This window comes from Streptomyces sp. NRRL F-5135, assembly GCF_000719775.1.
Taxonomy (GTDB): Bacteria; Actinomycetota; Actinomycetes; order Streptomycetales; family Streptomycetaceae; genus Streptomyces; species Streptomyces hebeiensis.
This window is the reverse complement of sequence record NZ_JOHR01000001.1, coordinates 103,943-127,205: the sequence shown is the minus strand read 5'-3', so window position 1 is coordinate 127,205 and position 23,263 is coordinate 103,943. Positions and strand designations below refer to the sequence as shown.

The following is a 23,263-nucleotide window of genomic DNA, read 5'->3' as shown; positions in this document are numbered from 1 at the left end:
AGCACGGAGCCCCGGGTACGGGATGACGTGACGCCGCCATGACTGTGCCGCGCTCCCTTCGCCGTGGTGGGATTGACCGGTCGGCCCCTGTCCGGGGTGGCCCGGTCCCGGATGCCATGCTTCCCCCAGCCGTGCCGCCGCGCACCTCGGAGCCGCCGCCTCGGAGCCGCCGCCTCGGAGCCGCCGCCTCGGAGGCGCCGGGAGCGCGGAAGGGGCCGGGCCCCTCAGCCCATGGCGCGGTCGAGGTTGATCGCCGAGCTGATCAGGGCGAGATGCGTGAACGCCTGCGGAAAGTTGCCCAGGTGTTCGCCGGTCATGCCGATCTGCTCCGCGTACAGGCCCACGTGGTTGGCGTAGGTGAACATCTTCTCCAGCGCCAGCCTGGCCTGCTCCACGTCGCCTGTTCTGGCGAACGCCTCCACCAGCCAGAACGAGCAGATGGAGAAGGTGCCCTCGGTACCCAGCAGGCCGTCGGGCGACTCCTTCGGGTCGTAGCGGAAGACCAGGCTGTCCGCCACGAGCCGGCCGGTGATGGCCTCGACGGTGGACAGGAAGCGGGGGTCGGCCGGCGAGACGAACTTGACCATGGGCATCAGCAGCAGCGAGGCGTCCAGGATGTCCGGTGGCGGACTGTCCGCGTCGGCGGACAGCCGCTGGACGAACGCGCGCGCCCGCGGATCCCAGCCGCGCGCCATGATCTGGTGGTAGATCCGGTCCCGGACGGTGGTCCAGCGGCCCAGGTCCCCGGGCAGGCCGCGCTGCCGTGCCATCCGGATCATGCGCTCGACGGCCACCCAGCACATCAGCCGTGAATAGGTGTGGTGCTGCTGCCCCGCCCGGGTCTCCCAGATGCTCTCGTCCGGGGTGTCCCAGTGCTCCATGAGCCAGTCCAGGATCGCGCACAGGTCCATCCAGCTCGCGTGCGAGATCCCCGGGCCGTACTTGTTGAACAGGTAGACCGAGTCGATCAGTTCCCCGTAGATGTCCAGCTGGCGCTGGAGACCGGCGTCGTTGCCGGTCCGTACCGGATACGAGCCCCGGTAGCCCTCCAGATGCTCCAGCGTCTCCTCCGGCAGCCGCTCGGCACCGTCGATCGAGTACATCACCCGCAGCGGTCCCGCGTGGCCGTCCCCCGCCGTGCGCAGCCGCTCGGTCAGCCAGTCCATGAACGCCTGGGCCTCCTGGGTGAACCCCAGGCGGAGCAGCGCGTACAGCGAGAAGGCGGCGTCCCTGATCCACACGTAGCGGTAGTCCCAGTTCCGCGCGCCGCCCACCAGCTCGGGAAGTCCGAGGGTCGGCGCGGCGACGATCGCACCGGACGGCTCGTGGGTCAGCAGCTTGAGGGTGAGCGCCGAGCGGTGCACCATCTCCCGCCAGCGGCCGGTGTACGTCGACTGGCGCAGCCAGCGGCGCCAGAAGGCCACGGTGGCCTCGAACAGCTCCTCGGCGACCACCGCGTCGACCATGCCCGTGGCACAGCTGATCGGATCGTCGGCGGCCTCGAGCACGAACAGCGCCGACGCGCGCTCGGGGAGGTCGAACTCCGCCCGGGCGTCGCGGGCGTCCGTCTCCAGGGGGACGGACGCCCGCAGCGAGAGCGTGAGCGCGGCAGCGGTGAACCGTACGCCGTCCGGTGTCCGCTCCACCCGGTGACTCGCGCGGCCGTAGTCCATCCGGGGCGCGACCCGCACCGCGAGGCGCATCCGGCCGCGGACGTTGACCACGCGCCGCACCAGCCGCTGCCGGTGGTCCGGGTCCCGCTCCCGCCGGATCGGCATGAAGTCCTGGACCTCCACGATGCCGTCGGCGGTGAGCATGCGGGTGATGAGGATGTTGGTGTCGGGGAAGTAGAACTGGTTGTGCGTCGCGACCTGGCACACCGGCTCGATCGACCAGCAGCCGCCGCGCTCCGCGTCCAGCAGCGAGCCGAAGACACTGGGGGAGTCGAAACGGGGCGCGCAGAACCAGTCGACGCGGCCGTCCGTACCCACCAGCGCGGCGGTGCGCAGATCCCCGATCAGGCCGTGCTCGGCGATCGGCAGGTACGTGTCGTCCGGCTCGTCCCGGGACCCGGGACCGGCCGCTCGGTCGTCGTCCCTCATCGTGTCGAGTCTCCCGCACCGGTCCTCTCGTCGCACGTCGGACCGCGATGTCGCGCCGGTGGGGCCGGTGGTGCCGACGCGGGTGCCCGTTCCGATGCCGGTGAGGCCGGGCCGGACCCCGGCTCAGGCGGACGTCTGGCCGCCCGTGTGCGGGGCGCCGGCCGTGCCGTTGATCTTCTCGATCGCCTGCCTGGCGTGTTCGCCGGGTGTGCGCGCGGCCAGCGACGAGACCCCGGCCGGCGCGGCCGCCTGGGGCGGGGCGGCCGTCACGGCGGGCGGGGCGGTGGCCGCGGGGGCCGCCGCGGAGCCCGTCGAGGACGCGGAGGTGACGGGCCAGTCCTGGGCGGGCTTCGCCCGGTGCGTGGTCCGGGAACGCAGCCGGTGGCTCGCGGCCTCATCGAGACTGACGGCACGTTTCAGCTGCGCGGCCAGCCGGCTGGCCTCCTGCCCCAGCGCGGCCACGTCCTCCCACTCCAGGCGGACCACCAGACGGAGTTCGGCCTCGCCTCCGGGAAGGGCCTGGACAGGCGGGCCGGCCTGGCCGGTCATCGAGTCGTTCATGGGCTGGATCCTCTGGGTCTCGGGGCGAGCGCGCGACCCCGGCGGGAAGGCCGCGCGTCCGCCGGTACGGCGGATGCTGTCCAGAGTCATACGGAGATCGCCGCCGCCGTGTTCACCAGCCCTCTCGCCGATTCCGCGAGCGCTTTCGGCGGGACGGGACGGGCCGAGTCGGAAGGGAGCGGGGAGGAACCGGGCCGGGGCCGGGCCGGGCCGCTTTCCGTGGCCGCGGGGACGGAAAGCGCCCCGGTACCGTCGGGGTACCGGGGCGGGAGGGCAGGCACGCGGCGCCGGACCGCGTCGTGGCGGCTCAGCCGTCGGAGTAGCTGAAGTCCCCGACCGTCCAGGCGCTCACGTCCTTGATGGCGATGCGGTACATGCCGCCGGTCTCGGGAATGCCCACGCTCCCCTGGAGGATGCGTGCGACGTGGAAGTGCAGATGGGTGGGCGGCTCGTCGTGGTCCCGGGGAGCCGGACCGCCGCCGGGGGACGTGAAGATGGCGGAGAAGGACCTCAGCCGCTCGGAGTCCGCCAGCACCTCCGCCACGCGTTCTCGCCACACCGACTCGGGAGCCAGCCGTCCCGTGATGACGCCGCCCGGGACGACCACGGTGAGGGACATCTGATTACTTTGCTCGGACTCCACCGCGATGGCGATGTCAACAAGCAGATGATCAGGCTTCGACATGGGCGCCGACTCTACTACGTCGGCCCGGTGCCCGTGTGCGGGGCGGCCCCGATGTGGACGGCCGTGGCCACCAGACCGCGCGACGCGATCCAACGGCCCGGGAACTGAGTCACCTGTAGCTCGCCGATCACCGGCCCCGGCACCAGCAGCCGGGCCAGAAAGGTCCGGTCCGACGGATCGATCTCGATCTCCGCCTCCGTGAAGTCCAGTTCGCGCCGGGTGAGCGGATACCACACCTTGAAAACGCTCTCCTTCGCGCTGAAGAGCAGACGGTCCCAGCTCACCCGCGGATCGCGCGCGGCCAGCGCGTCCAGACGGGCGCGCTCGCCCGGCAGCGTGACGACGTCCCGTACCCCCTCCGGCAGGGGCGCGTCCGGTTCCGCGTCGATGCCCACCGCGGCGGTGCGCGGGGATCTGGCCACCACCGCCGCGCGGTAGCCCTCGCAGTGCGTCATGCTGCCCACCACGCCCGCGGGCCAGGACGGCGCGCCCCGCCGGTCGGGCAGCAGCGGTACGGGGGCCTCGCCCAGCCGGCGCAGGGCGCGCCGGGCCAGGAACCGTACGGTGGTGAACTCGCGCCGCCGTTTGGGCACCGCCCGGGCGATCAGCGCCCGCTCCTGCGGGAACAGTTCGTCGGACGGATCGCCCTCGGGGTCGTCGTACGCGGCCTCGGCGGCGACCCAGTCCGGCAGTATGCCGCCGATCACCGTGGATCCCGCTCCTCGGGCCGGGGCAGGATCTGCCGCAGTGGTTCCCGGGGCGGACGCGGTCGCCACTCGCGCGGATAGCCGATCGAGACCTCCTCGAAGCGCACCCCGTCGTAACGGGTGACCCGGGGGATGTGCAGATGTCCGTAGACCACCGACACGGCCCGGAAGCGCACGTGCCAGTCGGCGGTCAGTTCCGTACCGCACCACTGCGCGAACTCGGGGTGGCGCAGGATCCGGGTCGGCTCACGCACCAAGGGGTAGTGGTTGAACAGCACCGTCGGCAACGACGGGTCGAGAGCCTGGAGCCGGCGCTCGGTCGCCGCGACCCGGGACCGGCACCAGGCGTCCCGGCCCGGATGGGGGTCCGGGTGCAGGAAGTACTCGTCGGTGCAGACCACTCCCGCCTCCCTCGCCACCCGCAGCGAGTCGGCGGTGGTGGTCGTACCGGGTGCCCGGAAGGTGTAGTCGTACAGCAGGAACAGCGGTGCCACCACCGCCGGTCCGCCGGCGCCCTCCCACACGGGATACGGATCCTCCGGTGTGACGATCCCCAGCTCCCGGCAGAGTTCGACCAGGCGCAGGTAGCGCTCCTCGCCGCGCAGCGTGCACGGGTCCTTCGGATGGGTCCACAGCTCGTGGTTGCCGGGCGTCCAGAGCACGCGGGAGAAACGGCCGGCGAGCAGACGCAGTGCCCACTCGATGTCGGCGTACTTCTCCGCCACATCACCCGCGACGATCAGCCAGTCCTGGTCGGAGTGCGGCCGTAGCCCCTCGACCAGCGCGCGGTTCTCGTCGTAGGCGATGTGCAGATCGCTGACAGCCAGCAGGCTTCCGTCGGGCACGGTGATCCTCAACGTCGGGGGCGGTCGGGAGCGAACGCCGGTCCGGTGCGGGACGGGGGCCGTACACCCCCGGGCACCGACGGGACCGTGCGTTCGTGGACACGAACGGGTCCGTGCGTGGCGTGGACAGGGGAGCCGGGGTGTGCGGAGGGCACGAACGCGCCGTGTGCCGCTGTGAGTTCGCCGCACCTGTTTCGCCGCACCTGGGGTGTGCGGGGGTCCGCCCGGGCTCCATGACCACCGATCATATCCGCGTGGCGCGCGATGACCAGGTGGCGGCGGCGCCGGGCCCCACGGGAGTGGGCGGACGCGTCCGGGCCGACGGTGACGCGGTCACCGTCGGCCCGGATGGGGGTGGGCGGACACGGGGCGCGGCGGCCGCGCTCGGGTCGCCGGTGCCGGCGCTGCTCAGCTCCGGGGCGCCTGGTAGAGCCCACGCCCGGCCCGGTGCGCCCGCGAGGAGCCGACGAGCCGGTCGAGTGTGCTGCGCACGGCGTTGATGCTGCCGGGCGTCTGGTCGCGGCCCAGGGCCTCGGCCACATCGCGGGCACGGACCGGGCTGCCGCCCGCCGCGGCCAGCACGGCGAGCACCTGTTCGGTCAGGCCCGCCTGCGTGTCGTCGTCCCCGCTGCCCGCCGCCTTGGAACTCACGGCCTTGCTGTCGGCCGCCTTGGCGGTGACGGCCTTGGCGGAAGCGGTCTTGGTGGCGGTCTTGGCCGCGGCTGTCTTGGCGGGGGCCTTCACGGCGGCGGCCGGGGCGGTCGTGGTCCGCTTGGCCGCACCGCGCGGGGCGGGGGCGCGCTTGGCCTCGGGCCGCTTGGTCTCGGACTTGCGCTCCGGGGCCGGGGCGGAAGGCTTCTTCGTGGCACGGGACTTCGCGGGCCCCGCGGCCGGTGCCTTCTTCGCCGGGCGGCGCTTGCTGTCCTTGGCGGCCTCCTCCGCCGTGCCCCTGCGGCCGGACCGGGCGGCCGTGGTGTCGCCGGCGGCGCCCGTGGTGGCCCTGCGGCCCTTGCCACGTACGGGAGTTGACGGGGCCTCCTCGGCGGACGGCCGCTGCGCGGGAACCTCCGTGGCCGCGGCGGCGGGTGCCTCGGCGGCCTGTTCCGTCCCGGCCGTCACACCGACGGTGCCGTCGGTGGGAGTCCTCCCGGCCGGCGTGCCGGCGTCCGTACCGGCTCCGCCCGCCGGCCGAGCGGTGTCGGTGGGGGCGTCCGCCGCGTCCGCCGGCTCGGGCTGACCGGAGAGCGCGCTCAACGCGCCCAGTGCGGTGCGCACCGAGTCCAGCCGCGAGGTGACGCTGGCCAGTTCCTGTTCCAGCGACTGCTGATGTTGTTCCAGGCGGGGGAGTTCGTCCCGCAGGATTTCGGTGGTGGATTCGATGCTGCCCGGTGTTCCGGACACGGATGTCATGGTGTCGCCCTCTCGTCGGTGCCACCGGTGTTGGCGTCGGTGGCCGGTGCACAACAGCCTAAAGTCTGTTGCGTTGTGACCGGTAACGAATGAACGTACTCCCTTCCCGCACCGAAGCACACCACTTACACCGGAACCGGGGCCGACGAGAAGCACGAGGTGTATGAAGGTGAGGTGACGTGATGTCAGCTGAGGGACAGTGGCAAACCGCCGCGGAGTGCCGCGTCGGTGCTCGGTGCTCGGTGCTCGGTGCTTCGAGGTCGTGGTCCGTGGGGGACGGGGGAAAAACACCGCGCGGTGGCGAAACGCATCGAAGGCGTACAGGTGTGCGGACGGTGCGTCCGTGGCGGTGTGAGCACGCGCACACCCTCCGCCCGCCCCGTGACATGACATGGGGTGCCGGACGCCCGGGCATCCGGATCTGTTGTCATCCGCCCGTAACGCCGTGGCAGCTCGGACGTACAACCGGACTGTTACCGTCGTAGGACGCGGTCGCCGCTGCCCGCCGGTCTGATGTCGCTCTCCGTGACCGGTCGTACAAGGAGGCTCGTGCACGCTCCCTCATCCCTCCGCCGTTCCGTACCCGCCTGGCTCGCCCATCCACTGCGCTGGCGCTCGGCACCCATCCCGCGGACCGCCGTGCTGCGCGGTGCCCTGAGCGCGGGCCCACTGCTCGCCCTGGGGCTGCTCAGCGGACAGCGGAGCGCCGGGGTCCTCGCCGCGCTCGGCGCGATGCTCGCCGGAGTCAACGACCGCCCCGGCACCCGCCGCACCGGCGCGGTGCACATCGGTCTGCCCGCCGTCGCCGGCTGCCTCGGGCTGCTGTGCGGCGGTCTCCTCGGCGAGGCCGGCGGCCGCTGGATCGCCGTGCCCGCGCTCTTCGCGCTGGGCTGGCTCTCCGGCGCGCTCAGCGTGGCCGGACCGGTGTGGTCGGCCGCCGCCATGCAACTGCTGGTGGCCGCGGCCATCGGCGCGGGGATGCCCATCCCCGGAGCCGCCTGGCTGAAGGCCCTCTGCTTCCTGGCCGGCGCCTGCTGGCTGCTGCTGCTCAGGATCGTGCTGCGCGCCCCGCGTCGGAGCGGCGGGCGGCACGGTGGCGAGCGCGAAGCCGTCGCCGCCGTCTTCGACGCGCTCGCCGACGCGCTCCACGCCGTAGGCGGCCCGGACGCCGAGCCCGCCCGGCGCCGGCTGACCGCCGCCCAGCACCGCGCAGGCGAGTCGCTGCGCCTGATGCGGCTGCTGTCGTGGCCCGGGCGGCGGCACGGCACCGGACACACTCGGACCGACGCGCTCACCCGGCGTTATGGTGCGGCCACCGCGTTGTGCGAGGCGGGCGTCGCGCTGTTCTGGGAGGGCAGGCCGCTGCCCCGCCGGGTGGCCGAGGGCCCGCGCCGGCTCGCCGCCGCCGTCCGTACCGGTGGCACCCCCGGCGCGCTCGCCGGTCCGGCCTCCGACTCGGTCCAGCGGGACGCCTTCGACCGGGCCCTGCTGGCCGCCGCGGTGACGTTCGACCGTACGGCCCCGTCCCGCCCCGGGACCGGGCGCACGGAGCGCCCCGGCCGGGCCGCGGGCGAAGCGGGACCGTACGAAGGACGGCCGGGGACGCCGGTGCGCAGCGGCGTCCCCGGAACACGCCCGGCGCGCCCGCCGGTCCGGCCGTGGCCCGGCAGGATCGCCTCTCCCGCCCAGCGGGAGAACGGACTGCGCGTCGCCCTCTGCGTCGCCGCGTCCGCCGCCGTCGCGCTCAGCCTGCACCAGGCGCACTGGTACTGGCTCCCGGCCACGGCGGCGTTCCTGGTGAAGCCCGACCTGGGCCCGCTGTTCTCCCGGGTGGTGAACCGCGTCGCGGGCACCGCCACGGGCGTGCTCGCCTTCACCCTGGCCGCGTCGCTGCTCGGCGGCACCTGGTGGCTGATCGCGCTGGTCGTCGCGGGCGGAGCGCTGATCCCGGTGGCCACCCGGCACTTCGGGTTCCAGACCGCGGTGGTGACCCTGCTCGTGCTGTCGTTCGTGTACGCGCTCGGTGACACCACGGCCACCGTCCCCCGGCTCCTGGACACGGCGCTGGCCTGCGCCATCGTGCTGCTGGTCGGCCACCTGCCGCGGCTGACGGACCCGCGCGTGCGGGTCGGGCACCGGTTCGCCGTCGCCCTGCGCGGCACCGAGCGCTACCTGCGCCATGTGCTCCAGACCCCCGGCGCGCCGCGCGGTACGGACGACACCGCCGTCGAGCTGCGCCACGCGGCCTACCGCGCGCTCGCCGAGGCCCGCGCGGTGGCGGAGACGGCCGCGGCCGAGCTGCCGGGCCCGCGCCGCGCCCACCGGCACGACTGGCTCGCCGTGATGGCCCGGGCGGAGCGCATCGTGGACGCCGCCACCGTCTGTGCCGTACGGGTCGAGCACGGCGTGCCGATGCCCACGGCCGACGAGGTGCGCCGGGTGACCACGGCGCTGACGGAGATGGCCGACATCCTGGAGAGCGGCCGTGTGACGGCGCTCCCCGAACTGCCGGAGGCGCCACGTCACTGCCGGTCGCTGCGGGACGTGATGACCCAACTGGACGGCATCCGCATCCTGACGACGGCCGCCTGAGCCCCGAGGCGGGCCAGGGGCGGCCGACAGGCGCGCACCCGACGGCCGCCGGCGTCCGGCTGCCTCCCCCACCGCCTCCACCGCGTCGGCGAGCGGCATCAGCTGGGCCAACGACCACCGGCGTTCCCTGTCGCGCTGGGCCGCGCACACGAAGGCCGCGGCCGCGTCGACCGATGAGAGCGCGAGGGAGTCGCTCCGTACGCCGGCGGCGAGCGCGACGGCCGCGGACAGTGCCAGGGCTACGGGCGGCCGCGCGCGGAGGCCGCGCGCGATGTCCGGTGCGGCCGCGGTGGACAGCAGCCGGGCCGCGCCCCGCGGACGCCCGTGCCCGGGGCGCTCCTGGCCCGCCCCGACTCGGCCCGGCCCGGCCCGGGCTGTCACTGGTTGTTCCTGTGCGCTTATGTTGGATCCATGGGGCCCGGCCGGGTGTGCGCACGTTCCCACACGGCGACCACACCTGGTCCCCGCGCGCGGCCGTCACCAGTCAGGCGCCGGCGTCCAGCCATCAGTACGCATCAGCAGGAGGCAGCCATGCCGGACACCGCGCCCGAGGGCCCGGACGGACTCGTGTACGGCGGGGACTACAACCCCGAGCAGTGGCCGGAGGAGGTCTGGCAGGAGGACGTCCGCCTCATGCGGGAGGCCGGCGTCACCCTGGTCAGCCTCGGGATCTTCTCCTGGGCCCTGCTCGAACCGGAGCCGGGCCGCCACGACTTCGGGTGGCTGGACCGGATCATCGCGCTCCTGCACGAGAACGGCATCCGGATCGACCTGGCCACCCCCACCGTCGCCCCGCCCGCCTGGTTCTACCGGGCTCACCCCGACGCCCTGCCCGTGAGCCGGGACGGCATGCGCCACGCCTTCGGCTCACGCGGCGCGATCTGTCACAGCTCGCCCGCCTACCGTGAGGCCGCCGCGGCCATCACCGAGAAGATCGCCGAACGGTACGGCGGCCACCCCGCGCTCGCGCTGTGGCACGTGCACAACGAGTACGGCGTCCCCGTCAGCGCCTGCTACTGCGACACCTGCGCCGCCCACTTCCGTCGCTGGCTGCGTACCACGTACGGAACCCTCGACACCGTCAACGCCGCCTGGGGCACCGCCTTCTGGGGCCAGCGCTACGGCTCCTTCGAGGAGATCCAGCCGCCCCGCACCACCCCCACCACCGGCAACCCCGCCCAGCGCCTGGACTACGCGCGCTTCGCCGACGCCACCATGCGGGAGAACTTCGTCCGGGAACGCGACATCCTGCACCGGCTCTCCCCGGGCGTCCCCGTCACCACCAACTTCATGACGGCGCTCAGCCAGTGCGACACCGTCGACTACTGGGCCTGGGGCCGCGAGGTGGATCTCGTCAGCAACGACCACTACCTCATCACCGACGGCCGCAGGACCCATGTGAACCTCGCCATGGCCGCCGACCTCACCCGCTCCGTGGCCGGCGGCGCACCCTGGCTGCTGCTGGAACACTCCACGAGCGGGGTCAGCTGGCAGCCGCGCAACCCCGCCAAGGCGCCCGGCCAGCTGGCCAGGAACAGCCTGGCGCACGTGGCACGCGGCTCCGAGGGCGCGATGTTCTTCCAGTGGCGGCAGTCCCGGCGCGGCGCCGAGAAGTTCCACTCCGCGATGGTGCCGCACGCCGGCGCCGACAGCCGCGTCTGGCGCGAGGTCGTGCGCCTGGGAGCCGACCTGACGAGCCTCGCGCCCCTGCGGGGCACCCGCACCGTCGCCGAAGCGGCCGTGCTCTGGGACTGGCAGTCCTGGTGGGCCCAGCGGCTGGAGTGGCGGCCGAGCGAGGACCACGACGCCCGCGAACGGGCCGACAGCTTCTACGAGGCCCTCTACGACCGCCATCTGACCGTCGACTTCGCCCACCCGGAGGCCGACCTCGCGCGCTATCCGCTCGTCGTCGTACCCGCGCTCTATCTCGCCACCGAGGCCGCCGGGGACAACCTGCGCCGGTACGTCGAGGGGGGCGGCACCCTCGTCGTGTCGTACTTCTCGGGGATCGTCGACGAGCACGACGCCGTTCACCCCGGCCCCCACCCCGGGGCCTTCCGGGACGTCCTCGGCCTGACCGTCGAGGAGTTCTCGCCGCTCGGCGAGGGCGAGAAGGTCCGGATCGCCGCCGCCGACGGCGCGGAGCTGACCGGTGACGTGTGGACCGAGTTCGTCGTCCCGCGGGGCGCCGAGACGGTGTGGACCTACGTCGACGGACCCACCGCGGAGCGCCCCGCCGTCACCCGGCACGGGCTGGGCCGTGGCACCGCCTGGTACCTCTCCACCCGCCTCGACGCCGCCTCGCTCGGCACGATCGTCGGTGCCGCGGCCGAGGACGCCGGGCTGCCGCCGCGCGACTCGCTGCCGCGAGACGTCGAGGTCGTCCGGCGCTCCGGGGAGAGCGGCAGCTACGTCTTCGCCCTCAACCACACCGGTACGGACGCCAAGGTGCCGTTGCCCGCCGACGGGACCGAACTGCTCACCGGCGAACGGGCCGCGGGCGGTCTCGCTCTCCCGGCGGGCGCGGTGCGCGTCGTCAGGCTCGACGGCTGACGACGCGTACGACACGGCCGGTACGTCGGGCCTGACCCGGGGCACGAGCGCACCACGGCAGCACGCCCTGCCCGGCGCACCAGCCATGTCCCCCGGAAGGCCGGGCCGGCTCTCCGGGGGACGTCTCGCATCAGTGGCCGGTCAGTTGACGAAGACCGGACTGCCGGACTGGGTGGTGTCCTTCACCGGGCCGTACTTCGCGGAGAAGTAGCTGGTGGACGGGCAGGTGATGGGGCCGGACGCCTTGCTGAAGAGCTGGTTGGCGAAGGTGATGGAGTTGTCCGTGTTGGACGTCGTGCCGTTGATGCCCGTCGAGTTGTACGTGCAAGTCGTCACGCCGAGGATCGTGTTGAGCTTGACGGTGGTCCGCACCGAGCCCCCGGCGCCCACGACGAGCGCGCCGCTGGAGGAGACGGTCGTGTTGGCCGGCAGGTTGTCGACCGTGATGCTCTGCACCCCGGTCGTGCCCACGATGTTGGAGGTGCAGCCGCCGAAGGTGTGGGCCGTCAGCGACTCGGTGGCGGTGCCCGGGGCCGTGGGATTGGCCGTGACCGTGGCCGTGAACGACGAGGTGGTGCAGGTGATACCGGTCGAGCCGCCGGAGGTGGTGCGGATCGCGACGGTCGAACCGGGGCTCAGTGACGAGGTGAGCGTGTCCCCGACGGCGACGGCGGAACCGCCGGCGCCGCCGAGGGTGAGGACATTGCCCGCGGCGGGGCCCGCCCCGGTCGCGAACGCCGGTCCGGCGGCGAGTAACGCGGTGATCGCGGTGGAGCATCCGGCGGCGAGAACAGTGCGTCGTACACCCATGGCGAAGTCCCTTTCGCGTGTCAAGGTGGAGGCGTCCGTGTGACGGCGCCGGGTACGGCCGGGCCGGCCGGTGAGGGCCGGCCGGACGTGAAGGAGGCTGCCCGGCACCGGCGGGGCGCGGGTGGCGCGGGAGCGGACCTACGGAGGAGACCTGAGCGAAGCCGGGGCGGCTCGGGGCAGCGGGGCATGCGTGGGGACGCGGAACAGGCCCGGCGCCACGGACCCGGTCCGCGCCGCCGACCAGCGCGGCACGGGGAAACCCAAGAGGGTTGTAGACCTGTCCGGCACACCCGGTCAAGGCTTCGCGGCCAAAGTGACCGAGGGAAGTTACCGGCGGTACCCGGACGTCAGCGGTGTCGCGGCCCGGTCGCGTCGGGCGGCGTCGCCGGTCGGCGTGGTGTCATGACCCACCCGCACACCTGATCAACACCCAATTTTCACAAGGTGGTTGACCCGGCTACTACGCGGGAGTAACTTACCGTCGACTCCCAAGGCCGCGCCGGCACCACCCCCGGGGGAACCCGTCGGCGCCGGGATTCGTCCGCGCCAGGACCTCGCCGCGCAAGCTCACTGTGCACCACACCGTCTTCAGGAGCAGCCCATGGCCTTGTCCGACGTCACCGGCGGCGAACCGCCCCAGAGACCACAGTTGCGGGGCAGGGTGCGGCTGCGCCGTTCCGCTCTCATGGCCGTCCCGGCGTTCGCGGCGGCCGCCACCCTGGTCGTCCTCACCGCACAGGGCGCCATCGCCGCCCAGTTCGCCATCTCGGGCATGCCGTTCACGGTCACCGCGGAACGCCTGGTGGGCCGGGGGTTCGAACAGTTCGGCGGCATGGACCAGATGGCGGAGGACAGCCCCAACGCCGGTGACACCGGCGGCCAGGTCCTCGTCGTGGTCTCCGCGATCAAGGAGGCGGAGCTGACCAAGCTGTGCCAGAGCGTCGAGCTCGGCGGCACCTATCTGCACATCACCGCGGGCGGCAAGGGCACCCCCGTCACCGCCACCGACCTGACCACCGACTCCACCGTGCTCACCGGCAAGACCGCGGACTTCGACAACATCGAGATCGGCGGCGACGCCAGCACCTTCACCAAGGCCGGCGTCAAGGGCCCCCTCGGCGTCTTCGGGCAGCAGGCCGACAAGGTCACCATCACCAAGCTGCGGCAGACCAACTGGGCGACCACCGCCGTCAAGTTCCGGCTGCCCGACCTCAACCTCGGGTTCAGTTCGAAGGGCTGCTGAGCGTGGCCCCCGCGCACCAGGAACCCCCGGCCGGGACCACCGTTCCGGCCGGGGACCGCCGTCCGCCGAGCGGCTTCTCCGCCTGGCGCGGCCGCCGCCCCTTCTGGGGCGGTCTGCTGCTCCTGCTCGGCGGCGGGGAGATCCTGCTCACCGAGCAGGCGTCCATCTCGGTCGTGCTCCAGGCGGGCGCGGGCGGCATCGCCGCCTATCTGCTGCCGGTGGTGATGGCCGTGTGCGGGATCCTGCTGCTGGCGAACCCGGGGCAGCGGCTCTTCTACTCGGTCGTCGGCGTGCTCGTCTCCCTGGGCACCTGGGTGACCTCGAACCTGGGCGGCTTCTTCGTCGGACTGCTTCTCGGCCTCATCGGCAGCTGTCTGGCGTTCGGCTGGCTGCCCGACCAGGAACCGCGCCGACGGCGGCGCCGCGGGCCGCGCGCGAGCGCCCCAGTCGATTGAACGGACGCTCCACCAGGTAGTGGGAGGCGAGCGCGGCGGCGATGCTGGCCACGACCGTGGCCGTCCCCTGCCACGGCTCCGCCACCACGTCGGCGGAGAGCCGGCTCAGCGGGTAGTGCCACAGGTAGAGGCCGTAGCTGAGGTTCTGTCCGATCCAGACCAGCGGCGTCAGGGACAGCGCCCGGGTCAGCCACGCACGGGGCCGCAGCTCCAGCGACGCCACCAGTACGGCGGACAGGACGGCGGCCACCAGGAAGCCGGCCGTGTACCAGGACGCGGTCCACGCGCTGGCACCGGTCAGCGGCACCTGCCAGACGATCAGGGCCAGCACCCCGAGTGCGGGCCAGGCCAGCCGTCCCGACCACCGCGCCAGCACGGCCAGCAGCCGGTCCTCCCGGTGCAGCCGGGCGACCACCAGGGCCAGCAGGGCGCCGATCAGCAGTTGGTCGGCGCGGGTGTCGGTGCCGTTGTAGATGCGGTGGGCCGCGGTCTCGGACCACAGTGTGAGCCGCCACAGCACGGGTAGCAGACACAGCACGGCGGTGGCGATCAGCACGGCCCGCGCCCCCACCCGGCGCAGGAGGAGCAGCAGAAGGGGCGGCCAGAGCAGGTAGAACTGCTCCTCCACACCGAGTGACCAGGTGTGCGAGAGCAGGGAGGTGTCGCTGGAGTAGACACCCGGCTGGGCGGCCCTGACGATATTGATCAGGAAGGTGGCGGACAGCACGACGGCCGTCCACGCCTGGTCGAGGGACGGCAGGTCGGTGGTGAGAGCGAGGAGCGCGCACACCGCGCACACCGTCAGCAGCGCGGGCACCAGCCGCAGCCAGCGCCGCAGGTAGAACCGGCCCATCGCCACGTCGCCGGTCCGGGCGAACTCGACCAGCAGCAGCCGTGTGATCACGAAGCCGCTGATGGTGAAGAAGATGTCCACCCCCAGGGCGCCGCCCGGCAGTACGCCCGGCGCCAGGTGGTAGACCATGACCAGCGCGACGGCCAGGGCACGCAGCCCGTCCACGCCGCGGACCCGGCCGCCGGCCGCCGCGGAGGGGAACCCGCGGCCGCCCCGTGCGGGCCGGCCCCGTACCCGTACCGGCATGAGTTCGAGCGCGGGAGCGGGCCGGTCGCCGTCGCGACCGGCCCGCCGGTCCAGTTGTACGGTGCCGTCGGTACCGGGTCTGTCCGTCCGGCCCTCCTCCTCGCCGAGGTCGGCCGCCTCGCTGGTGGCGTCCGCGCCACCACCCGTCACTTCCGTGGTCCGTGTGCTCTCCATGGACAGCGCGTGCCCACACAGCGCGGGCGCACGCCGTTCCTCATCGAATACTCAGGAAGAAACGTCAGGGACCCGGGGCCGGCCGGGCGTCCGGACGTCGGGGCTACGGGGTGACGGGCGGCCAGGTCACTTCAGCGGCGCGGCGAACAGCGGAACGACCTTGTCCAGGGCGTACACCACCGACAGCACCGAGTCCGTCGCGAAGGCCGAGCTGAGCGTCTCGTCGTCGAACACCACGTCACGGCCGTCCTTGACGGAGGGGACCGCCTGGTACAGCGGATCGTCGGTGATCTTCGACGCCTCGACCCCGATCGGGGTCATGACGGTCAGATCGGCGTCGAGCAGGTCGAGGTTCTCCCGGGAGAGAGTGACGGAGAAGGACGCGTCGGCCCTGGCCTCCACCTTCGGGTTGTTCGTGAAGCCCAGACGCTCGACGAAGTCGACCCGGCCGGTGCCGTGCACGTACGCGCCGAACGTGCTGCCGGTCCGGGAACCGAGCGTGATGGTCTTCCCCTTGAACTCCGGGTGCGCGGCGGCCGACCGGGCGAACTTCTCCTCCGTCTCGGCGATCAGCGCCTTGCCCTTGCCGGCGAGTCCCAGCGCCGTCGAGACCATCTCGGTCTGCTTCTCCCAGGAGGTCTTGTACTGCTCGCCCCCGCGGGGGACGCCGATGGTGGGCGCGATCTTGCTGAGGGTCTCGTAACGCGTCCGGTCGCCGCTGGACTTGGTGTCCAGGATGAGATCGGGCCGCAGGGCGGCGATCTTCTCGAACTCCGGCTCCAGCGTGCCGATCATCCGCGGGCTCTTGTCGTACCTGCCCTTGGCCCAGGGGCCCACCCCGTCCCCGCCGAACGCCAGCCAGTCGCTGGCACCCACGGGCTGCACGCCGAGCGCCAGCGCGGCCTCCGCGTCCCCCCAGCCCAGGGCCACGACGCGGGTCGGCTTCTCCTCGACCGTGACCTTGCCGAACTTGGTCGCGACGGTGGCCGGGAAGGCTCCCGCCGAGGCGCCGGAGGAGTCCTCCGCCCCCTTCGGCGAGGCGCCGTCGCCGGACGACGAGCCGCAGGCCGTCAGGGGCAGCAGCAGGGCGCAGAGCGCGACCCACAGTGCGGCCGGGGCCCGCCGGAGACGGCGGGCCGGGGGAGTGGAGGCTGTTCTTCGCATTCGCATGAAGTGAGGTTAGCCTATCCTAATTTTCTATGAAATAGCGGTGGTCCTCCCGCTCTTCCCCGTGCTCGCCGGCCCCCGGTCCCGTCCCCGCTCCGCCGCCGGCGCGGCGGAGACGTGGTGCCGCCCCATCGGCACGATCAACGGTGTCCCCGACGCCGGATCCTCGGTGACCGAGCAGCGCATCCCGAACACGTCGGTGACCAGCTCGGCCGTCACGATCTCCGACGGCGCCCCCTCCGCCACGATCGCACCGTCCTTCATGGCGATCAGATGACCGGCGTACCGGCACGCCAGGTTGAGATCGTGCAGCACCGCCACCACCGTGGTGCCGTACTCCCGGTTGAGGTCCGTCAACAGGTCCAGCACATCGAGCTGATGGCTGATGTCGAGGAACGTGGTCGGCTCGTCCAGCAGCAGGATGTCCGTACGCTGCGACAGCGCCATGGCGATCCACACCCGCTGCCGCTGCCCGCCCGACAGCGCCTCCACCGGCCGCGCCGCCAGCTCGAGCACATCGGTGGCCAGCAACGCCTCCGCCACGGCCGCGTCGTCCTCGGCCGTCCACCGCCGGAACCACCCCTGGTGCGGATAGCGGCCCCGCCCCACCAGATCGCTCACCGTGATCCCGTCGGGCGCCACCGGACTCTGCGGCAGGATGCCGAGCACCGTGGCGACCTCCTTCGTCGGCATCTCCTGCACGCTCCGGCCGTCCAGCAGCACGCTCCCGGAGGTCGGGGCCAGCAGGCGCGCCATCGAGCGCAGGAGCGTCGACTTCCCACAGGCGTTCGGCCCGACGATCATGGTGATCCCGCCCGGCGGGATGTCGACGCTCAACCCCCCGACGACCTCGCGGCCGTCATAGCCGAGCCGGACGTCCCGCGCCCGCAGAGTGTGCTCCGCACTCATGTGCAGGTCCCGCCTTTCACGCCGTGAGTGGTCCGTGGTGTCCGCGCCCCGCCGTTCATCCGCCCCTGCCCACCCGGTTGGCGCGGGCCAGCAGCCACAGCAGGTACGGGGCGCCGACCACGCTCGTCACCACCCCCACCGGGTACTGGGTGGACCCCAGCAGATGCTGCGCGGCGAAGTCCGCCACCAGCACGATCAGCGCCCCCGTCAACGCTGCGGGCAGCAGCGCGGCGCCCTGACGGGGCGACAGCCGCCGGGCGATCGGCGGCGCGACGAACGCGACGAAGGCCACCGGCCCGGCCGCGGCCGTCGCCACCCCGACGAGCAGCACCGCACAGCCCAGCAGCGCCCGCCGGCCGGACTCGACCCGCGCGCCGAGCCCCGCCGCGGTGTCGTCGCCGAGTTCCAGCGCCGGCAGCGTCCGCGCGGCGAGGAAGGTCAGCGGCACAAGCACCGCGAGCGCCACCATCAGTGGCCACGCCTGCTCCCAGGACCGGCCGTTGAGGCTGCCCGTCAGCCAGGCCAGCGCGTCCTGCGCCACCGACAGGTCCGAACTGGTCAGCAGGTGCGACACGACGGCGGACAGCGCCGCGCCGACACCGATGCCGACCAGGACCAGCCGCTGGCCGGCGACACCCCTGCGCCAGGTGAGCCCGTAGATCGCCGCCGCGGCCAGTACCGCCCCGGACAGCGCGCTCGCGGAGAGCCCGTAGCCGCTGACGCCGAACCCCGCACTGGCCAGCACCGCCGCCGCGCTCGCGCCCGAGCTGACACCGATGACGTCGGGGCTGGCCAGCGGATTGCGCAGCAGGGTCTGGAACACGCTGCCCGCCAGGCCGAAGGCCGCTCCCACGAGCAGCCCGATCAGCGCGCGCGGCAGCCGCAGTTCGACGACGACGAACCGGGAACCGGCATCGCCGCCACCCAGCAGGGCGGCGAGCACGTCCCGGACCGGGACCACCAGGTCGCCGTACGCGACCGACACGCACAGAGCCGCCGCCACGGCCACCGCGAGCCCGACGCGGACCGCGGTCCCCCTGGCCCGGCCCGCCCGCCGCACCCGGGCGACCTCTCGTACGGCGCCCGCCAGGTGCTCCTGACGGACCCCGGCCGCCGCCGCGGGCCCGGTCCCTCCGCCCGCGGCCCGTCCCCGCGCCACCGACACGTCGGATCCCCTCACCACTCCACCGGTCACAGCTCCACCAGCCGGCGACGACGTACCAGGACGATGAACGGAACCGCGCCGAGCACCGCCGTCACGATGCCGACCTGCACCCCGCCGGGCTGGTCGAGCAGCCGGCCCACGACGTCGGACACCAGGACCAGCACCGGGGCCAGCAGCGCGCTGTACGGAAGGACCCAGCGGTAGTCGGGGCCGGTGAACAGCCGGGCGGCATGCGGCACGACGAGGCCCACGAAACCGATCGGGCCGGCCACCGCGGTGGCCGCCCCGCACAGCAGCACCACGGCCGCGGCCGCCGCCAGCCGGGCCCGGCCCACGCGCTGCCCCAGGGCCCGCGCCAGGTCGTCCCCGAGGGAGAGCGCGTTCAGCCGCGGCCCCAGGGTCAGCGCGAAGACCACTCCCACCGCGACGAACGGCAGCGCCTGCCACAGCACCTCCGGGTCCGGGACGGAGAGCGAGCCGACCCGCCAGAATCGGAAGCGGTCGAAGAGCACACGGTCCCTGAGCAGCAGCGCCGTGGTCAGCGAGCCGAGGACGGCACTCGCCGCCGCGCCCGACAGGGCGAGCTTCACGGGCGTGGCGCCCTCCCGCCCCAGCGAGCCGATCCCGTAGACCAGGACGGCCGCGAGCAGCGCGCCGAGGAACCCGCACCAGAGGTACTGCGTCGGCGCGGTCAGTCCGAGCACACCGATCCCGAACACCACCGCCACCGACGCCCCCGCGTTGACCCCGAGAATGCCCGGGTCTGCCAGGGGGTTACGGGCGACGCCCTGCATGACCGCCCCGGCGAGCCCCAGTGCGACACCCACCAGCAACCCCGTGACCGTGCGCGGCACGCGCTCCTCCCGCACGATCAGCCGGCCCTTGTCCGACACATCGGGGTCGAGGAGACCGGCGACGACGTCCCGCACGGAGACGTCACCGGGACCGACCGCCAGACTCGCCCACACCGCGGCGACGAGCAGGACCACCGTCGCCACCACACCCAGGGCGAGCGCGGGCCGGCTCCGGACGGGGCGGACGTTGCCCGCGGCGGACTCCGGCTCGCGCGACGGCTCGCACGCGGATCCTCGCGCCGCTCCGCCCGCCACGGGTCCGGCCGTCACGCGTCACCGCCTTCCACGTGGTGCGCCCCACCCTGCATCCGAACCGCCCTCAGCCGTGCGTCACCGTGCGCGGGCGGACAGGCGCCGGCGGCGCACGGAGCGTCGTGATCTCGTGAAGTAAGGTGAGCCTAACATTACCTGCGTCTTCCCTGAACTGCCCTCGCACCGGAAGAACCACGGTCCAACCCCCGACGCCCCCACCCGCCGTCACGGAACCCGGGCCATTACCATCTGCGGGTCGTACACACCCGATCGCACCCCGGGCAGCTTCCGCCCGATCCGTACCTCCGCACCCTCCCCGACCCGACCGGAAGCAGGAGAGCACGTGAAACCACCGCCCTACCTCGCCGAGGACAGCCGCTACACGGCCATGCGTTACCAGCGCTGCGGCCGCAGCGGCGTCCAACTGCCGCTCGTCTCCCTCGGCCTCTGGCACAACTTCGGCGACACCAGCCCCCTGGAGACACAGCGCGCCGTCCTGCGCCGCGCCTTCGACCTCGGTGTCACCCACTTCGACCTCGCGAACAACTACGGCCCGCCGTACGGCAGCGCCGAGGCGAACTTCGGCACCATCTACACCCAGGACTTCCGCCCCTACCGCGACGAACTGTTCCTCACGACCAAGGCCGGATACGACATGTGGCCAGGCCCTTACGGCGAGTTCGGGTCGCGCAAGCACGTGCTCGCCAGCCTGGACCGGTCGCTGGCCCGGATGCGTGTCGAGTACACCGACGTCTTCTACTCGCACCGGTACGACCCCGACACGCCGCTGGAAGAGACGATGGGCGCGCTGGACTCCGCCGTACGACAGGGCAAGGCCCTGTACGCCGGGCTGTCCAACTACCCGCCGGAGAAGATGCGGGAGGCGGCCGGCATCCTGCGGCGGCTCGGCACCCCGCTGCTGATCAATCAGCACGCCTACAGCCTGCTGGACCGGGGCATCGAGGACAACGGCCTGATAGCCGCCTCCGCGGAGGAGGGCGCCGGGGTGATCGCCTATTCCCCGCTCGCCCAGGGCCAGCTGACCGGCAGGTACCTGAACGGTGTGCCCGCCGACTCCCGGATGGCCGTCGGGCACTTCCTCACCCGCGACCAACTCACCGACGCCAAGCTCACACTGCTGCGCGCACTGGAGAAGATCGCGCGGGAGCGGGGCCAGAGCCTGGCCGAGCTGGCACTGACCTGGGTGCTGCGCGACCGGCGGGTCACCTCCGTACTGATCGGCGCGAGCGGAGTCGGGCAGCTCGAGCAGAACCTCCGGGTCCTGGAGGCCGCACCGCTGGAAGAAGGGGAACTGTCCGCCGTCGAGAGCGCGCTGGAGGAGTACGCGGCGGCCACCTCCTGAGCGCGGCACGGCCGGCGGGCCCGCCGGACCACGCTCCGGGGTGAACGGCGGTGTACGGCGGTGTACGGCGGTGGCGCCCGCGTGCCGGGGAGCGCCGGTGCCGGGCCGTACGATGAGCCTTACGGTCCGGCACCGGTTCCGGCGCGGCCCGCGCCGCAGTCCCGACGCGTCATCGCCGTCCGCGGCGTCACCGCGCCGGCCGGTCACCGCGGCTGTGTCGTTGCGGTCCGGCGGGGCGGCCGGCCGGTGTGATGTCATCTGACGGCACCGGCGCGGGCCCCGGGCCGCCGGGAAGCGACATGTGGGAGGTGGCCGTGTCGGACGAGGACGGTGCGCGCGCGGGAGTCGCCGCGCGGCTGCGCCTGATGGAACGGGCCCCCGAGCTGATCGGCACCACCCTCGACCGGGTGACCACCGCGCAGGAACTCGCCCAGTTCCTGTGCCCCGGACTGTGCGACGCCGTCGCGGTCGACCTGCTGCCCGACGACGCTCCGGCACACCGGCCACCGCCCGTGGCCCTCCTGGAGCGCGTCGCGCAGACCGGCAAGCCGGACCTGGTGGACGCGTGCGGCCCCGCCGGGGACCGGGCCGGGCAGCACGCCGACACCGCGTGGGCACGGGCCCCGGCCGAAGGCCGTGCGGCCACCGTGCCCACGGCCGCGGACGGGGCCCCGCCGACGGCGCTCCGCGTCCCGCTCCTCGCGCACGGCCGGGTCCACGGCGCGCTGCTCGCCGTCCGCGAGAGCGAGCGCTTCACCGACGACGAGACGGCGGCCATGGCCTTCGTGGCCCGTCTGGCGGCCGTCCACCTCGGGCACGCCGGCCGGCACTCGGCGGTGCGCGACACCGCGCTGAACCTGCAACGGGCCCTTCTGGCGGAGCCCGGGCGACCGCACCCCAACCTGGAACTCGCCACCCGCTACCTGCCCGCGGGCGGCGGCGCCCTGGTCGGCGGGGACTGGTGCGAGAGCGTCCGGCTGCACTACGGCCGCACGCTCCTCGTCGTCGGAGACGTGATGGGGCACGGCCTGGACGCGGCGGTCGACATGAGCGCCTACCGCTCCGCCCTGCGGTACATCGCCTCCACCGACCTGCCGCCCCACCGGGTGCTGCGCCAGGTCGACGCCGCCGTCGCCGAGAGCGACCACCGCCGCCCGGCGACCTGCCTGCTGGTACGGATGGACCCCGTGCGCGGCAAGGCGTCGGTGGCCGCCGCCGGTCATCTGCCGCCGGTGGTGTTCTCCGGTGACGGCACCGCCCGCGTGCTTCCGGTGTCCGTCGGCCCGCCCCTGGGGACGGGGTTCGGCGGCTACGAGCTGACCACGCACACGATCACACCGGCGGAGACGCTGCTGATGTTCACCGACGGCCTGGTGGAACGCCGGGACGAGGACATCGACGTGTCCCTGCGCCGGCTCGCGGCCCACCGGCTGCCGCCCGGGGCGCCGGTCGAGGACGTGCTCGAGCGGATCCTCGGCCTGGTGGACCACCACCGCGCGGAGGACGACGTGGCGCTCCTCGTCGCCCGTATCCGGCCCCGCCCCGGCAGGCCCGGGCACCCGGCGGGCCTGGCATGATCGGACGTATGGGTGAACGCGTTATCGCCGCGTGTGACGGGGCGTCGAAGGGAAATCCCGGGCCGGCCGGCTGGGCCTGGGTCATCGCCGACCGTGCTGAGGAGCCGGTGCGGTGGGAGGCCGGAGCGCTGGGGAAGGCGACGAACAACGTCGCCGAACTCACCGCCCTGGAGCGCCTGTTGGCGGCCACCGACCCGGCGGTGCCGTTGGAGGTCCGGATGGATTCGCAGTACGCGATGAAGGCGGTGACGACCTGGCTGCCGGGCTGGAAGCGGAAGGGCTGGAAGACCGCCGCGGGCAAACCGGTGGCCAACCGGGAACTGGTCATGACGATCGACGAACTGCTGGGCGGCCGCTCGGTGGAGTTCCGCTACGTGCCCGCGCACCAGGTGGGCGGGGACCGGCTGAACGACTTCGCCGACCGGGCGGCGAGCCGGGCGGCGCTCACCCAGGAGGACGCGGGCAGCGCGCTCGGCTCCCCGCCGCCCCCGCCCGCGGCGGACACGGCGCGGCCGAGGTCCGGGCCGGGTTCAGGTGCCGGTGGCGGGTCACGGTCGGGGGGCGGAGCGGCGCGGAAGCGGGCCTCGGGCAGGACCCTGAAGGCGAAGTTCCCGGGCCGGTGCCGGTGCGGGGGTGCCTACGGGGCCGGTGAGCAGATCGCCAAGAACGCGGACGGCTGGGGGCACCCGGCGTGCGCGACCGCCACCGGCGGCGGCGCGTAGCGCTTCCCGGGGCACTCC

The 23,263-nt window shown here is 73.4% G+C and carries 19 protein-coding genes; 7 read left to right on the top strand and 12 right to left on the bottom strand.

The window, feature by feature from the left end; translation table 11 throughout:
* Nucleotides 1–224: 224 nt before the first annotated feature.
* The 6 genes from IG02_RS0100575 to IG02_RS0100550 form a co-directional block, all read right to left on the bottom strand.
* Nucleotides 225–2,102, bottom strand: coding sequence for a glycoside hydrolase family 15 protein (locus tag IG02_RS0100575; RefSeq protein ID WP_030740104.1), 1,878 nt, complete (start codon nucleotides 2,100–2,102; stop codon nucleotides 225–227).
* Between the two features lie 123 nt (nucleotides 2,103–2,225).
* Nucleotides 2,226–2,663 (bottom strand): hypothetical protein, encoded by a 438-nt coding sequence (locus IG02_RS0100570; protein ID WP_030740101.1) that lies wholly within the window; start codon nucleotides 2,661–2,663, stop codon nucleotides 2,226–2,228.
* Between the two features lie 307 nt (nucleotides 2,664–2,970).
* Nucleotides 2,971–3,348: a hypothetical protein gene (locus IG02_RS0100565; protein WP_030740098.1), complete on the bottom strand. Its 378-nt coding sequence runs from the start codon at nucleotides 3,346–3,348 to the stop codon at nucleotides 2,971–2,973.
* Nucleotides 3,349–3,362: 14 nt separating this feature from the next.
* Nucleotides 3,363–4,055, bottom strand: coding sequence for a 4'-phosphopantetheinyl transferase family protein (locus IG02_RS0100560; RefSeq protein WP_030740096.1), 693 nt, complete (start codon nucleotides 4,053–4,055; stop codon nucleotides 3,363–3,365).
* The gene (locus IG02_RS0100555) at nucleotides 4,052–4,900 is read right to left on the bottom strand and encodes a metallophosphoesterase family protein (protein ID WP_030740093.1); all 849 of its coding nucleotides are present in this window, start codon (nucleotides 4,898–4,900) and stop codon (nucleotides 4,052–4,054) included. The genes IG02_RS0100560 and IG02_RS0100555 overlap by 4 nt, the downstream gene beginning before the upstream one ends.
* 408 nt (nucleotides 4,901–5,308) lie before the next feature.
* On the bottom strand, nucleotides 5,309–6,301 hold the full coding sequence (locus tag IG02_RS0100550; protein ID WP_158712217.1) for a hypothetical protein: 993 nt from the start codon (nucleotides 6,299–6,301) through the stop codon (nucleotides 5,309–5,311).
* Nucleotides 6,302–6,859: 558 nt separating this feature from the next.
* On the opposite strand from IG02_RS0100550, the gene IG02_RS0100545 reads away from it, so the two are divergent.
* The gene (locus IG02_RS0100545) at nucleotides 6,860–8,902 is read left to right on the top strand and encodes an FUSC family protein (protein ID WP_234314557.1); all 2,043 of its coding nucleotides are present in this window, start codon (nucleotides 6,860–6,862) and stop codon (nucleotides 8,900–8,902) included.
* 531 nt (nucleotides 8,903–9,433) lie between these two features.
* Nucleotides 9,434–11,455 carry a beta-galactosidase gene (locus tag IG02_RS0100540; protein ID WP_030740085.1) on the top strand — a complete coding sequence of 674 codons (2,022 nt, stop codon included), beginning with the start codon at nucleotides 9,434–9,436 and terminating at the stop codon, nucleotides 11,453–11,455.
* A gap of 141 nt (nucleotides 11,456–11,596) precedes the next feature.
* Here IG02_RS0100540 and IG02_RS0100535 read toward each other — a convergent pair whose 3' ends face one another.
* Nucleotides 11,597–12,265 (bottom strand): hypothetical protein, encoded by a 669-nt coding sequence (locus IG02_RS0100535; RefSeq protein WP_030740082.1) that lies wholly within the window; start codon nucleotides 12,263–12,265, stop codon nucleotides 11,597–11,599.
* 601 nt (nucleotides 12,266–12,866) lie between these two features.
* On the opposite strand from IG02_RS0100535, the gene IG02_RS0100530 reads away from it, so the two are divergent.
* Both IG02_RS0100530 and IG02_RS0100525 read left to right on the top strand, forming a co-directional pair.
* Nucleotides 12,867–13,508 carry a DUF6230 family protein gene (locus IG02_RS0100530; RefSeq protein ID WP_030740081.1) on the top strand — a complete coding sequence of 214 codons (642 nt, stop codon included), beginning with the start codon at nucleotides 12,867–12,869 and terminating at the stop codon, nucleotides 13,506–13,508.
* 2 nt (nucleotides 13,509–13,510) lie between these two features.
* The gene (locus IG02_RS0100525) at nucleotides 13,511–13,963 is read left to right on the top strand and encodes a DUF6114 domain-containing protein (RefSeq protein ID WP_051764231.1); all 453 of its coding nucleotides are present in this window, start codon (nucleotides 13,511–13,513) and stop codon (nucleotides 13,961–13,963) included.
* On the opposite strand, the gene IG02_RS0100520 is transcribed toward IG02_RS0100525, so the two are convergent.
* From IG02_RS0100520 to IG02_RS0100500, 5 genes are all read right to left on the bottom strand, one after another.
* On the bottom strand, nucleotides 13,869–15,236 hold the full coding sequence (locus IG02_RS0100520; RefSeq protein ID WP_234314556.1) for an acyltransferase family protein: 1,368 nt from the start codon (nucleotides 15,234–15,236) through the stop codon (nucleotides 13,869–13,871). The two genes, IG02_RS0100525 and IG02_RS0100520, sit on opposite strands and share 95 nt — an antisense overlap.
* Before the next feature lie 126 nt (nucleotides 15,237–15,362).
* A complete protein-coding gene (locus IG02_RS0100515) occupies nucleotides 15,363–16,406 on the bottom strand; it encodes an iron-siderophore ABC transporter substrate-binding protein (protein ID WP_324604710.1) in 1,044 nt (347 codons plus the stop codon).
* Nucleotides 16,407–16,433: 27 nt separating this feature from the next.
* Nucleotides 16,434–17,312, bottom strand: coding sequence for an ABC transporter ATP-binding protein (locus IG02_RS0100510; RefSeq protein ID WP_078854070.1), 879 nt, complete (start codon nucleotides 17,310–17,312; stop codon nucleotides 16,434–16,436).
* 55 nt (nucleotides 17,313–17,367) lie between these two features.
* Nucleotides 17,368–18,492: a FecCD family ABC transporter permease gene (locus IG02_RS0100505; RefSeq protein WP_420707695.1), complete on the bottom strand. Its 1,125-nt coding sequence runs from the start codon at nucleotides 18,490–18,492 to the stop codon at nucleotides 17,368–17,370.
* 11 nt (nucleotides 18,493–18,503) lie between these two features.
* Nucleotides 18,504–19,601: an iron ABC transporter permease gene (locus IG02_RS0100500; RefSeq protein ID WP_107055495.1), complete on the bottom strand. Its 1,098-nt coding sequence runs from the start codon at nucleotides 19,599–19,601 to the stop codon at nucleotides 18,504–18,506.
* A 370-nt stretch (nucleotides 19,602–19,971) separates the two neighbouring features.
* Here IG02_RS0100500 and IG02_RS0100495 point away from each other — a divergent pair, with 370 nt between their 5' ends.
* From IG02_RS0100495 to IG02_RS0100485, 3 genes are all read left to right on the top strand, one after another.
* Complete coding sequence (locus IG02_RS0100495; protein WP_051764366.1) at nucleotides 19,972–20,946, top strand: aldo/keto reductase; 975 nt, start codon at nucleotides 19,972–19,974, stop codon at nucleotides 20,944–20,946.
* A gap of 314 nt (nucleotides 20,947–21,260) precedes the next feature.
* Nucleotides 21,261–22,523 carry a PP2C family protein-serine/threonine phosphatase gene (locus IG02_RS35770; RefSeq protein WP_037801903.1) on the top strand — a complete coding sequence of 421 codons (1,263 nt, stop codon included), beginning with the start codon at nucleotides 21,261–21,263 and terminating at the stop codon, nucleotides 22,521–22,523.
* Nucleotides 22,520–23,245 (top strand): ribonuclease H family protein, encoded by a 726-nt coding sequence (locus tag IG02_RS0100485; protein ID WP_030740062.1) that lies wholly within the window; start codon nucleotides 22,520–22,522, stop codon nucleotides 23,243–23,245. Before IG02_RS35770 ends, IG02_RS0100485 begins: the two co-directional genes overlap by 4 nt.
* Nucleotides 23,246–23,263 lie beyond the last annotated feature (18 nt).